Annotated in this window: 10 protein-coding genes and 1 rRNA gene; 3 read left to right on the top strand and 8 right to left on the bottom strand. The window is 62.7% G+C overall.

The genetic code is table 11. From position 1 onward, the window contains the following. Positions 1 to 25: 25 nt before the first annotated feature. Both radA and disA read left to right on the top strand, forming a co-directional pair. The gene (gene radA / locus OIU93_RS12935; RefSeq protein WP_264270488.1) at positions 26 to 1,414 is read left to right on the top strand and encodes a DNA repair protein RadA; all 1,389 of its coding nucleotides are present in this window, start codon (positions 26 to 28) and stop codon (positions 1,412 to 1,414) included. A 121-nt stretch (positions 1,415 to 1,535) separates the two neighbouring features. Beyond that, positions 1,536 to 2,612 (top strand): DNA integrity scanning diadenylate cyclase DisA, encoded by a 1,077-nt coding sequence (gene disA / locus OIU93_RS12930; protein ID WP_264270487.1) that lies wholly within the window; start codon positions 1,536 to 1,538, stop codon positions 2,610 to 2,612. A gap of 32 nt (positions 2,613 to 2,644) precedes the next feature. Here the strand turns inward: disA and OIU93_RS12925 are convergent, their stop codons facing one another. Next, positions 2,645 to 3,271, bottom strand: coding sequence for a hypothetical protein (locus OIU93_RS12925; RefSeq protein WP_264270486.1), 627 nt, complete (start codon positions 3,269 to 3,271; stop codon positions 2,645 to 2,647). A 103-nt stretch (positions 3,272 to 3,374) separates the two neighbouring features. Here OIU93_RS12925 and OIU93_RS12920 point away from each other — a divergent pair, with 103 nt between their 5' ends. Then, complete coding sequence (locus OIU93_RS12920; protein WP_264270485.1) at positions 3,375 to 4,370, top strand: A/G-specific adenine glycosylase; 996 nt, start codon at positions 3,375 to 3,377, stop codon at positions 4,368 to 4,370. 29 nt (positions 4,371 to 4,399) lie between these two features. Here OIU93_RS12920 and OIU93_RS12915 read toward each other — a convergent pair whose 3' ends face one another. The 7 genes from OIU93_RS12915 to rrf all read right to left on the bottom strand — a co-directional run bounded on the left by OIU93_RS12915 (position 4,400) and on the right by rrf (position 13,159). Then, the gene (locus tag OIU93_RS12915) at positions 4,400 to 4,906 is read right to left on the bottom strand and encodes an amino-acid N-acetyltransferase (RefSeq protein ID WP_264270484.1); all 507 of its coding nucleotides are present in this window, start codon (positions 4,904 to 4,906) and stop codon (positions 4,400 to 4,402) included. A 131-nt stretch (positions 4,907 to 5,037) separates the two neighbouring features. Next, entirely contained in the window at positions 5,038 to 7,551 is a 2,514-nt protein-coding gene (locus OIU93_RS12910) for an ATP-dependent Clp protease ATP-binding subunit (protein ID WP_264270483.1), read from the bottom strand. A 228-nt stretch (positions 7,552 to 7,779) separates the two neighbouring features. After that, positions 7,780 to 8,130 carry an Lsr2 family protein gene (locus tag OIU93_RS12905; RefSeq protein ID WP_372342926.1) on the bottom strand — a complete coding sequence of 117 codons (351 nt, stop codon included), beginning with the start codon at positions 8,128 to 8,130 and terminating at the stop codon, positions 7,780 to 7,782. A gap of 90 nt (positions 8,131 to 8,220) precedes the next feature. After that, positions 8,221 to 8,397: a hypothetical protein gene (locus OIU93_RS12900; protein WP_264270482.1), complete on the bottom strand. Its 177-nt coding sequence runs from the start codon at positions 8,395 to 8,397 to the stop codon at positions 8,221 to 8,223. A 1-nt stretch (position 8,398) separates the two neighbouring features. Next, entirely contained in the window at positions 8,399 to 9,922 is a 1,524-nt protein-coding gene (gene lysS, locus OIU93_RS12895) for a lysine--tRNA ligase (protein ID WP_372342931.1), read from the bottom strand. Positions 9,923 to 10,584: 662 nt separating this feature from the next. Continuing rightward, entirely contained in the window at positions 10,585 to 12,588 is a 2,004-nt protein-coding gene (locus OIU93_RS12890) for a M13 family metallopeptidase (protein WP_264270481.1), read from the bottom strand. Positions 12,589 to 13,042: 454 nt separating this feature from the next. Continuing rightward, a 5S ribosomal RNA gene (gene rrf / locus OIU93_RS12885) occupies positions 13,043 to 13,159 on the bottom strand. Position 13,160 lies beyond the last annotated feature (1 nt).

The raw sequence follows: 13,160 nt of genomic DNA, 5'->3' as shown, positions 1-13,160 counted from the left end.
GGCACCGCAAGCTAGCATCAAAGGCATGGCCAAGAGCACCCGCACCAAATCCACCCCCGGTTACCGCTGCGCGGAATGCGGGTGGAGCACCGTGAAATGGGTGGGGCGCTGCGGCGAATGCCAGGCCTGGGGCACGGTGGAGGAAATGGGCGCCGTCTCGGCAAAGACCACCGCCGCCACCAGCATCGCTGTCCCGGCCCAGCCCATCGGCGACGTCGATGCCTCCGCAGCTTCCTACCGCTCCAGCGGCGTGGAGGAACTTGACAGGGTGCTCGGCGGCGGGCTGGTCCCGGGAGCCGTCATCCTGCTGGCCGGGGAACCCGGAGTGGGCAAGTCCACGCTGCTGCTCGACGTTGCGGCGCGCGCCGCCCGCTCGGACCGCAAGGTCCTGTACATCACCGGCGAGGAATCCGCCGCCCAGGTCAAGGTCAGGGCCGAACGCATCGACGCCATGGCCACCACGCTCTACCTCACCGCCGAGACCGATTTGGGCATCGCGCTGGGCCAGGTGGAAAAGATCGACCCGGAGTTGCTGATCATCGACTCCGTGCAGACCCTGGCCTCCTCCGAGGTCGACGGCACCGCCGGCGGCATCTCGCAGGTACGCGAGGTGGCGGCCTCCCTCATCAACGCCGCCAAGCGCCGGAACATGACCACCATCCTGGTTGGACACGTCACCAAGGACGGCTCGATCGCCGGGCCCCGGCTGCTCGAGCACCTCGTGGACGTAGTGTGCCAGTTCGACGGCGAGCGCCATTCCCGCCTGCGCCTGCTGCGCGCGCTGAAGAACCGCTACGGCCCCACCGACGAGGTCGGCTGCTTCGACCTGACCGAGGGCGGCATCGAGGGGCTGGCCGATCCCTCCGGGCTCTTTGTCACCCGCACCAAGGATCCGGTGCCCGGAACCTGCATCACCGTCACCCTCGAGGGACGCCGCCCGCTGGTCGCCGAGGTACAGACCCTGCTCTCGAGGGCCACCAGCGCCATCCCGCGCCGGGCCACCAGTGGCCTGGATGCGGCGCGCACCCAGATGATCCTGGCCGTGCTCCAGTCGCGCGCCCGGATGGAATTGGGCGGGCTTGATTCCTACGTGGCCACCGTGGGCGGGGTCAAGCTCAGCGAACCGGCCACCGACCTCGCCACGGCCCTGGCGCTTGCCTCTTCCATGCACAACCATCCGCTGCCACCGCAGTTCGTGGCGTTCGGAGAGGTCGGTCTGGCCGGCGAGGTGCGCCCCGTTCCGGAGATCGGCCGCCGGATCATCGAGGCCGAGCGGCTCGGCTTCCGCTACGCCATGGTGCCGGCCTCCCCGCAGCCTCCCAAGAACATCCCCGATTCGATCCGCGTCTTCACCGTTTCCTCGGTGCACGAGGCACTGGACATCGCCTTCGAGCAACGCGTCAAAACCGGGTAATCCATGTTCTTTCGGTAACAAAAGGGTGCCGAAGTCGCTCACTGGGGTGCATTTCCGGGCTTGGTGGGTCCGCCTTGGCCATACCATAGGTAGTAGTCACCCCCTTGGAAGGAACCGGCCCATGTCGAAAAGCCCCGAAGATGCGCTGCGCGCCACCCTGGCCCGTGTTGCACCCGGAACGGAGCTGCGCGACGGCCTCGAACGGATCCTGCGCGGCCGCACCGGCGCACTGATCGTGCTGGGGCACGACAGGGTCGTGGACTCGATCTGCTCCGGTGGCTTCGACATCAACATCGCCTTCTCCCCCACCCGCCTGCGCGAACTTGCCAAGATGGACGGGGCCATCGTCTGCGACAAGGACGGTTCAAACATCCTGCGCGCCGGCGTGCAGCTGGTCCCGGACCACTCGATCCCCACCCAGGAGTCGGGGACCCGCCACCGCACCGCCGAGCGCGTCGCCATCCAGACCGGCTTCCCGGTCGTCTCGGTCTCGCAGTCGATGCACATCATCGCCCTGTACGTCCAAGGCATCCGCTACCTGCTCGAGGGCTCCGAGCCGGTGCTCGCCCGCGGAAACCAGGCCCTTGCCACGCTGGAGCGCTACCGCTCGCGGCTGGACCAGGTCACCAGCGCGCTGTCCGCTGCGGAGATCGAGGCAGTCGTCACCGTCCGCGATGTCGCGGCGGTGCTGCAGCGCCAGGAAATGGTCAGGCGCATCTCCGAGGAGATCGCCCAGTACGTGCTCGAGCTGGGTGCTGACGGACGACTGTTGGCGTTGCAGCTCGACGAACTCTCGGCCGGGCTCGGCCCCGGTGCCGACCTGCTGCTGAAGGACTATTCGACCCTGGGCGGCAAGGAGCTCGACATCGAGGCGGCGCTGAAGAAGCTGCAGAACCTCGACTCCACGGACCTGATCGACCTGGGGAAGTTCGCTGCGATCCTGGGAATCAGCCCCGGCATCGACTCGCTCGACGCGGTTGTCACGCCCAAGGGCCACCGGCTGCTGGCAGGCATCACGTCGGTTCCCCGGGCAGTGGCCGACCGGCTCGTCAATAACTTCGGCGGTTTGCAGCGCCTGATGGCCGCCAATATCGAGGACCTGATGGCGGTGGACGGGATCGGGGACCAGCGTGCCCGCACGGTCCGCGAGGGCCTGTCCCGCGTCGCTGAATCATCCCTGCTGGACCGCTTCATCTAGAAAACCACCTGAGCGGGGCAGGGCGAGGGCGGCTATCGCAGCTCGAACCTCGCGGTCTCGCTGCTCACGTCCCCCAGTTTCGCGGTGAAGCCGTAGGTTCCCGGTCGCGGCTTGGCCGCCACGAACTTGCACCCCGGGGCGCTGCGCACCCGGGTCCAGGTGAAGCGCGCGGTTTCACTGGCACCCGGCTTGATAGTGATCTCGGTGTCGGTGGGATCCTCCACACAATCAGAGGTGGAAAAAATCCGGTCCGCCCCGCTCGTGACGGAAAACTCCTGCTGGCTGGTTCCCACATTGACCATGCAGTCGGCCGTCCCCGCGTTCTTGATGGTCATCACCAGCACCGGATCATCCGCGGGCCCGTGCGTGGTCTGGGCGGTTGACGCGGAAACGACCACCTCCTCATCGAGGCAGCCGTTAGGCTCGGAAGGTTCCGGGGAGGGAACACCCGATGGCTGCGAGGAAGCCGCTCCTGGCGCGGTCGCCGCGGGATCCGCCGTGCTCTCTGCCGGGGCCGCAGGTCGCAGCAGGGAGGCGATGCCGACGCCCGCCCACGCCAAAAGCCCGACGAGTACGAGCGTGCTGATCAGCACCGCGAGTCGACGACGCCGATATACCCGTGCGGAGGGGCGGGTGGAACGGACCTGCTTTTGTGCCATACTTCAAGGCTACGAAGCCAAGCGTCCAGCCGTCGACTCCCACGCCGCCAGATAGAGTGATATCGCCAGCATTTGCCCCGAAGTCCAAAGGATCGCCCCCGCCGTGCCCCACCCCGCCCTGGAGAAAATCCATCACGACATCACCGCGTGGTATTCAGCCAACGCCCGCGAGCTGCCTTGGCGCGGCTCCGCGGCCAGCCCGTGGGCCGTGATGGTTTCCGAGTTCATGCTGCAACAGACCCCCGTGGTGCGCGTGCGCCCGGTCTGGGAAGCCTGGATGCAGCGCTGGCCCACACCCGCGGCGCTGGCGGCAGAGCCGGTCGCCGAAGCCGTGCGGGCCTGGGGGCGCCTGGGATATCCGCGCCGTGCACTGCGACTGCATGCCGCCGCAGTCGTCATCACCAACGAACACGGCGGGAAGGTCCCGGGGACCGAGGCCGAATTGCTGGCACTGCCCGGCGTCGGCACCTACACGGCAGCAGCCATCGCCTGTTTCGCCTTCAAGGTCCCCACGGTGGTGGTGGACACCAACATCCGCCGCGTCCATGCCCGGCTGGTCAGTGGCAAGGCGTTGCCCGAGCAAAGCCAGAACGCCGCGGAACTCGCGCTGGCCGCACGACTGCTGCCTCAGGCCGGGGAGGGCAACGACGACGGCACTGCATTGGCCAACGACTGGAACATCGCGGTGATGGAGCTCGGTGCGTTGGTGTGCACGGCGCGCTCCCCGCGTTGCGAGGACTGCCCTGTCGTCAACCAGTGCGCCTGGATCGCCGCCGGGCGCCCCGAGCCGCATTACAAGTCCAAGGGCCAACCGTGGCACGGAACCGACAGGCAGGTGCGTGGGGCCATGATGGCGGTGCTCCGCCATTCCACGGCCCCGGTCCAGCGCAGAGACCTGCTAGGCACCGTCGACCTGGCAGCAGCTGCCGCGGAAGCACGGCCACTGAATCCGGCCCGTGAGGCCGACGACGAGCACCGGGCCTGGGTCGGGTTGCATGCGCTGGACGCACCGGCCGAACAGCGTGAACGCGCCCTGGCCTCCCTCTTGGCCGACGGGTTGGCCCAGCAATCCCCCGCGGGCATAGCCCTGCCGCGCTAGGGGAGCCCGGGATCCCGGTGCCGATCCGGCTAGAGGTGGGTGATCATCCGGGTGTTGCCCAGCGTATTGGGCTTGACCCGCGCGAGATCCAGGAACTCGGCCACGCCCTCGTCGGTGGAACGCAGGAGCTCGGAGTAGACCTCCGGGTCGACGGCGCTCTGCTCGGCCATCACCGTGAACCCGTTGCGCAGGAAGAAATCGACCTCGAAAGTCAGGCAGAACACCCGTGAGACGCCCAGCTCGCGCGCCTCGTTGAGCAATTTCGCCAGCAGTCGGTGTCCCACGCCGTGGCCACGCCAGGCAGCATCGCTGGCCAGGGTGCGGACCTCGGCGATGTCCTCCCACATGACGTGCAGTCCCCCGCAGCCGATGACATTGCCCTCGGCGTCCTCGGCAACGAAGAATTCCTGCAGGTTTTCGTAGTAGGCGACAGCTTCCTTTTCGAGCAGCACCCGGTCCTCAGCCAGCGGCCTGACGAGGTTGCGGATGCTCTTTACATCGCTGGTCTTCGCACGCCTGACGGTAAAGGATTCCATTCTTGTATCCTATGCCCGGCGTTGGCGCCCATCGTGAATTGTGTAGCAGGCCCCGAGGTCCGTTGACGCAAAAACGCCTGGGGTCGGCATCCTTGCGGATGCCTGCCCCAGGCGTTTTTTGCTTGGTCCTTCTAGCCTTCGATGGCGATCGGGGCGGACTCGCCCTCGATTTGCGGGGTCTCGCCTTCGCCGTGGAAGGTGAATGTCGCGTCGTCGCCTTCGCCCTCGACGTCGACCTTGATGTGCTGGCCGGGAACCAATTCGCCGAAGAGGATCTTCTCCGAAAGCTGGTCCTCGATGTCGCGCTGCATGGTGCGGCGCAACGGACGGGCGCCCATGGCCGGGTCGTAACCGCGGGTCGCCAGCAGGACGCGGGCGGCCTGCGACAGCTCGATGGTCATGTTCCTGTCGACCAGGCGCTTCTTCAGGCGGCCGAGGAACAGGTCCACGATCTCCACGATCTCGTCCTGTGTCAGCTGCGGGAAGACCACAACGTCGTCAACACGGTTCAGGAACTCGGGGCGGAAGTGCTGGCGCAGCTCTTCCTGGACCTTCGCCTGCATCCGGTTGTAGCCGGTCTTGGTGTCCGCGGACGACTGGAAACCGGTCATCACGCCCTTGGAGATGTCGCGGGTGCCAAGGTTCGTGGTCATGATGATCACGGTGTTCTTGAAGTCCACCACGCGGCCCTGGGAATCGGTCAGGCGGCCGTCTTCCAGGATCTGCAGCAACGAGTTGAACAGGTCCGCGTGGGCCTTCTCGACCTCGTCGAAGAGCACGACGGAGAACGGGCGGCGGCGGACCTTCTCGGTGAGCTGGCCGCCCTCCTCGTAGCCGACATAGCCCGGAGGGGCACCGAAGAGACGGGAGACCGTGTGCTTCTCCGAGTACTCGGACATGTCCAGGGTGATCAGCGCGTCTTCCTCGCCGAAGAGGAATTCCGCGAGCGCCTTGGCCAGCTCGGTCTTGCCGACGCCGGTGGGGCCGGCGAAGATGAACGAGCCGCCTGGGCGGTTCGGGTCCTTCAACCCGGCACGGGTGCGCCGTATGGCCTGGGAGATCGCCTTGATTGCCTCATCCTGGCCGATGACCCGCTTGTGCAGCTCGTCTTCCATGTTCAGCAGTCGCGTGGACTCTTCCTCGGTCAGCTTGACCACCGGGATGCCGGTGGAGTTGGCCAGGACCTCGGCGATCAGGTCGGCATCGACCTCGGCGATCTCGTCGAGTTCGCCGTTCTTCCAGGCCTTCTCCTTCTCCGCACGGGCTTCCTGGAGCTTGCCTTCCTTGTCGCGCAGCGAGGCGGCACCCTCGAAGTCCTGCGCGTCGATGGCGGCTTCCTTCTCCAAGCGAACCGTGGCGATTTCCTCGTCCATGAGCTTGAGCGCCGGAGGGGCGGTCATGCGGCGGATGCGAAGTCGCGCGCCGGCCTCATCGATCAGGTCGATGGCCTTGTCGGGAAGGAAGCGGTCCGAGATGTAGCGGTGTGCCAGCTCGGCGGCCGCGGACAGGGCACCGTCGGTAATCGAGACGCGGTGATGGGCCTCGTAACGGTCGCGCAATCCACGCAGGATCTGCGTAGTGTGCTCCACCGAGGGTTCCTTGACCTGGATCGGCTGGAACCGGCGTTCGAGGGCCGCGTCCTTTTCGATGTGCTTGCGGTATTCGTCAAGCGTGGTTGCACCGATGGTCTGGAGTTCTCCACGGGCAAGCATCGGCTTGAGGATCGAGGCAGCGTCGATTGCGCCTTCGGCCGCACCGGCACCGACAAGGGTATGGATCTCGTCGATAAAGAGGATGATATCGCCGCGGGTGCGGATTTCCTTGAGGACCTTCTTCAGGCGTTCCTCGAAGTCACCGCGGTAACGCGAACCGGCAACCAGGGACCCGAGGTCAAGGGTGTAAAGCTGCTTGTCCTTGATGGTTTCCGGCACATCTCCGCGCACGATCGCCTGGGCCAAGCCCTCGACGACTGCAGTCTTGCCGACACCGGGTTCACCGATGAGCACCGGGTTGTTCTTGGTGCGGCGCGAGAGAACCTGCATGACGCGTTCCATCTCGAACTCCCGGCCAATAACCGGGTCAAGCTTGCCCTCGCGGGCAGCGGTCGTGAGGTTGCGGCCAAACTGGTCGAGCACGGCCGAACCGGCAGGAGTGCCCTCGCTCTGTCCACCGGAGCTAACACCGGCACCGGCGGTTTCCTTGCCGCCCTGGTAGCCGGAGAGCAGCTGGATGACTTGCTGGCGCACGCGAGACAGGTCGGCACCGAGCTTCACCAGGACCTGGGCGGCAACGCCCTCGCCCTCGCGAATCAGGCCGAGCAGGATATGCTCCGTGCCAATGTAGTTGTGCCCCAGCTGCAGCGCTTCGCGCAGCGAGAGCTCGAGAACCTTCTTGGCGCGGGGCGTAAAGGGGATATGGCCGGAAGGAGCCTGCTGGCCCTGTCCGATAATCTCTTGGACCTGCTCACGCACGGCACCAAGGGATATGTTCAGCGACTCAAGGGCCTTGGCCGCTACTCCCTCGCCTTCATGGATGAGGCCGAGCAATACGTGCTCGGTTCCGATGTAGTTGTGGTTGAGCATGCGCGCCTCTTCTTGGGCAAGCACGACAACGCGACGGGCACGGTCGGTAAATCTCTCAAACATGCGGCACACTCCTAGCTAACACGTATTTCGATGCTACGCATCAAATTAGGGCTCGTGTTGGATGTTCGCCCAAGGGATAACATTGTTCACCCTCGGCGTTCTTCTTCGCATTAAACAAACTCGGGGGACCTGACCCATTTGAATGGATCCGATCCCCCGACGTTTATTGCCTACCCCCACAGCGGCGGGAGCCCGCAGGCTCCCCAGAAATATCAGAAGTCGAAAGTTCTACTTGGACTTGGAACGCGATTTCTTCGCCTGGGCTGCATGGTAGGCGGAGATGACATCGGCCTGCAGGCGTCCGCGGGCGTTGACCTTGACGTTGTTCTCCTTGGCCCAAGCACGGATGGCCGGGGCTTCCTTCGGAGTGAACTGCTTCGAGGTGCGTGCGACCTTGATGTACGGCTTGAAAGCCTCGCGGAATGCCGCGGCATGTTCCTCGTTGAGGTCGATTTCATAATGCTGACCGCCGATACCGAATACGATAGATTCGACCGCCTCGGAACCATCAATATCATCAATCAATGCAATTTGGACTTGACGCGCCATTAGCTTCTCCTTGCTGTGGTGGGAATTCACATGAACACATTAACGGTTTGTGCCCTTGTGTGTACCCATAACATAATCATAACAACGGATCATCCAGCAAGTGGGAATTCAGATATTGGGCTAATTATCAGCTTTCGGGCTTTTGTTGTCCTCTTGATGCGCCGTTATATTGATTTGTTCGTCCGCTTTGGCTTCTGCAGCACGCTCACTGCGATCCACATTGGATACGGCACGAATGACAAACCAAAACACGAGCGCAACAACAATAGTTGGAAGAAGTTCCTCAATATATGGCATATTAGGCCTCCGGCTTTAGCAGTGGGAAGAGGATCGTTTCTCGAATTCCAGTGTCTGCGAAGAGCATGACCAGTCGGTCAATACCCAACCCAATGCCACCCATCGGCGGGGCTCCGTATTCGAGCGCACGCAGGAAGTCCTCGTCCAGCTGCATGGCTTCGTCGTCGCCGTCGGCAGCCATACGGGACTGCGCGGTCAGTCGTTCTCGCTGGATCACGGGGTCGATCAGCTCGGAGAACGCGGTTCCCCGTTCCATCCCTCCAATGACCAGATCCCAAGCTTCGATAATTCCCGGCGTGCTGCGGTGCGGGCGGGCCAGCGGCTGCGCAGCCGGCGGATAGTCGTAGACGAAGGTCGGGTCGATAAGGGTCGGTTCAACGATTTCGCCAAACAATTCAATGACCAGCTTTTGAGATTCCCACTTTGGGTCGACTTTCACGCCATGCTTTTCGGCAACTGCTCGCAGGGTTTCGACGTCGGTGTCGGGGGTAATTTCTTGGCCCACGGCTTCGGAAAGTCCGGGATAGACGCCCAACCATGCCCATTCGCCATCAAGGTTGATGGTGCCCTTGGAAGTTTCGATTTGGCGGCCGGCGCCAACGGCATCGGCGGCATTGAGGATGATTTCCTTGATGCGGTCGGCCATCACGAATTGATCCGCATAGGCTTCGTAGGATTCAAGGGTCGTGAACTCCGGGGAGTGCGTGGAATCCACGCCTTCGTTGCGGAAGATCCGCCCCAATTCAAAGACGCGGTCAATGCCGCCGACGACTGCACGCTTGAGGAACAATTCGGTGGCAATACGCAACGTCATTGGCTGGTCAAAGGCATTCAAATGCGTCTCGAACGGACGAGCAGAGGCACCACCGTGGATCAGCTGCAGCATCGGGGTTTCAACCTCGACGTAATCGCGGGCATGCAGAGTGTCGCGGACCGCGCGCGTGATTGCCGCGCGCTTGTAAACCATCTCCCGTGCCTCATCGCGCACGATCAGGTCGGCATAGCGCTGGCGCACGCGCGTTTCCTCGTTGAGGTCCGCGTGCAACACCGGCAGTGGACGCAGCGCCTTGGAAGCCATTTGCCAATCACTTGCCATGACCGAAAGTTCGCCTCGGCGCGAAGCAATGACCTCACCGGTGATCAGCACGTGGTCACCCAGGTCCACAAGGGCCTTCCAGTCGGCGAGCCTTTCCTCGCCCACGTTGGCGAGAGAAAGCATGGCCTGGAGCCGGGTACCCGTACCTTCGGGGCCGCCCTCCTGCAAGGTGGCGAAGCAAAGCTTGCCCGTATTGCGCATGAAGACAATGCGCCCGACGATGCCGGCTTGGAAGCCCGTGGCGGTGTCGGGGGCAAGGTCCGGGAATTGCTCCCGGATCTCATGAAGCGAGTGAGTCCGTGCAACGCCCACTGGATAGGCTTCTTCTCCACGGGCCAACAAAGCGGCACGCTTGTCCATGCGCACCTGGCGCTGGTCGTTGGTCTCGGTGGGGTTAGCTACTGGGGCAGTTTTTTCGGCAGTCACAATATCCAATTCTAGTCCGAATATTCTGCGTGCGGGCTGAGAGGTGGGGAGCAACACCTCAAGGCCTTCTTCGAACCCCGAATAGAATGAAGGGATCGGGGAAGAAGCCATTCTTCAAACACCCCACGGTGGTTCACTCGCCCTGTATTCCTAGGGCAACCCTCATGCTCCCGGCCACCGCCGAATCCTAGCCATGGGAGGTACTCTCCATACTGCGCTCATCCCTCGGCCATTCGCCGCTGCCCTCAGCGCTCAGCTGGGCGACGCCTAGGCAGTGGATTTCTACGACCGTCGTGGGCGTGGCCAGTCAACCAAGGACGGAGAGCTTGCCCGGAGCATGTTTCCCATCGGGGTGGGAGAACTGCGGGCAACTCTGGCAGAGCCGCAGTCCGCAGACAGCTTTGCGGTTCTTCCGCGTAATACGCATTTCATGGCAGGTGCCAAGAGCGCAGCATATTTTCGTTCTACGGCGCGCAAGCTCCATCAGGTCGTTCCAGGATCCACATTCCTCGAAACGACCAGGGGCATTCACGGCTCCGTTCCGGCAGCCTTCGCGGCATTGCTAGATGACACCGGCGACCACGTCGCCGCGTTACAGCATCGCGGCGAAACCGCTTCCGTTGCCCCTGCACACGCTTGGAAAGGGGCAACGGAAGCATTCCTGACTACCAGATCCTGACGCGATCCATGGGGTCCATCCACATGCCGTCGCCGGGCTTGGTATCGAAGGCTTCATGGAACGCATCCATATTCTTGGGCACCTGATTGCAACGGAACTCACCGGGTGAGTGCGGGTCAGTGGTGATGCGGGTGACCATGGTCTCCGGGCGGGTCAGCGTACGCCAGCACTCGGCCCAGGAATAGAAGAACCGCTGGTCACCGTTCAAACCATCTATAACTTCGTCAGCAGCCACGCCGCGGGCAGCCAAATCCAGCTTGTAGGCCGTGTAGGCAATGCCAAGTCCGCCCAAGTCCCCAATGTTCTCACCGAGGGTGAGCTTTCCGTTGACGTGGTGTTCCGGCGCTTCCAGCGGTACCAGCGCTTCGTATTGGTCGACGAGTTTGCCGGTGAGCTTTTCAAAGGCTGCCCGGTCCTCGTCGGTCCACCAGTTTTTCAACTGGCCCGTCCCGTCAAACTGGGACCCTTGGTCATCGAAGCCGTGTCCTATCTCGTGCCCGATCACCGCGCCTATGGCGCCATAGTTGGAAGCGGCGTCCCGGTCGGCGTCGAAGAAGGGTGAGCGGAGGATTGCAGCAGGGAAGGCAATTTCATTCAACAATGGGTGGTAGTAGGCGTTGACGGTTTGCGGGAACATGAACCACAACTCACGGTCCACACCGTCGTCAATCTTCTTAAGTTCACGCAGGAACTCGAATTCGTTTGCCGCTGCGATATTGGAAATCACATTGTCGGCCAGGGTGGAAATGGCGGAGTAGTCGATCCACTCGTTCGGGTAGCCGATCTTGGGCCGGAACATGGACAGTTTCTCCAGCGCCTTGTCCTTGGTGTCAGGGCTCATCCATTCCAGCTCCCCGATAGACTGACGGTAGGCATCAATGAGGTTGGCAACCAGAGCTTCCATTTTGTCCTTGCTGCGCTCTGGAAAATGCTCGGCTACATACAGCTGACCGATGTCCTCGCCGACGGCTCCTTCGGTGAACGCCACACCTCGCTTCCAACGCTCACGAAGCTCCTGAACTCCGGAAAGCTTCGCGGAATAGAAGGAGAAGTTCTCGTTGACGAATGCGCTGGACAAGTAAGGTGCGTTGGATCGGATCAGTTGCACTGCCAGCCAGTGTTGCCATGAAGCCAGCGATTCGCTGTTCAGCACCTGCTCGAGCCCCGTGAGATAGCTCGGCTGCCAGACATCGACCTCGGCGAAATACTTTTCCTCGATGCCGGCGCCACGAAGCCATTCGGAAAGAGAAGGAATGTGTTCAAGGAGAGTCGAGGCATCCATCAGGTTGTAACGCGCCTGGGCGTCGCGGCACTTGACCCTGTCCCAGTGATGGGAAGCCAACGCAATTTCCAACGCGACGACGTCCTGCGCTGCGGCCTCGGTGTCCTTGATTTCCCCAAGTGCCAGCAAACGCCCCAGGTGCTCCCGGTATTCGCCAAGGAGTTCGGCGAACTGCTCTTCGCGGTAGTAAGACTCATCCGGCAGCCCAAGTCCACCCTGAATCAGGGTGAGGAGATTTCGCTCCGGCGATCCGGCATCCGAACTGGCACCTGCCTGGATGAAACCAGACACACCTCGCCGGAAAAACGATCCGCTGAGGGTGACAAGTTCGGCAATCGACGTGGTGGCATAAATGGATGACAGATCGGTCCGGATGGGTTCGACTCCACTGGCTTCGATCCGCTCCTCGTCCATGAAGCTTTCATAAAGGTTCGCGATGCGCTCTTTGCGTGCGTCAGGGGTCCCGTCAGCAGCGATCCGGTTATCTTGGGCGCTTTCAATGATTGCCCGCACGGCTGCCTCGGAATCGTCTCGCAGGGCCATGAAGGAGCCGTAGCTACCTTGATCCGCGGGTATCTGTGCAGTAGATAGCCAAGCCCCATTGGCATGACGATACAGATCATCCTGTGGTCGCACGTTGTTGTCACGGTGGTTCGCGTTTGCCATCGGCTTTGCTGCGTTGGTAGCAACTGACGCATCTGTGCTCATATCTGTCCCATCCATTCATCCGCGCGTACACCGTGGCCGTTTCAGCGGTAGGGCAGAATCGCGTCCGCACCGCGGGGAAGCAACCAGGGCATACGCATCGTGTTCCACGTCTCAACGATTCACTGTACGCGTCTGAAGTGAGAATTTGAGACCATTTTTCACGGTTACTCCAGCGGTGAAACGCATCAGCCTTGGGTCTGGTGGCATGTGGACGCTACGACCGCATCAGGGCGGTGTGCGGTCGTTGGTGCTTGGGGGCGAGCCAGGATCGCGATGTTTTCCACAGATGCTGTGGATAAGGGCCGGCTATCCACAGTGTCTGTGGATGGCCGGGGGTGCCTTAACGGGGTGCGGCCCCCGGGGGTGTGTGTCCGGGGGCCGTGGTTTTTGGGGGTGTGGTGGTTAAGCATCGAAACCCCCAAGCCGGTGGGGCTTGGGGGTTTCGGGACGTGTTGTCCGGCGGTGACCTACTCTCCCACACCCTCCCGAGTGCAGTACCATCGGCGCAGTGGGTCTTAGCTTCCGGGTTCGGTATGGGACCGGGCGTTTCCCCCACGCTATGACCGCCGTAA

Origin of the sequence: Paeniglutamicibacter sp. ZC-3, assembly GCF_025847175.2 — a bacterium.
Classification (GTDB): Bacteria; Actinomycetota; Actinomycetes; order Actinomycetales; family Micrococcaceae; genus Paeniglutamicibacter; species Paeniglutamicibacter sulfureus.
Note: the sequence above shows the minus strand (reverse complement) of the source record. Positions and strands in the feature narration are given on the sequence as shown.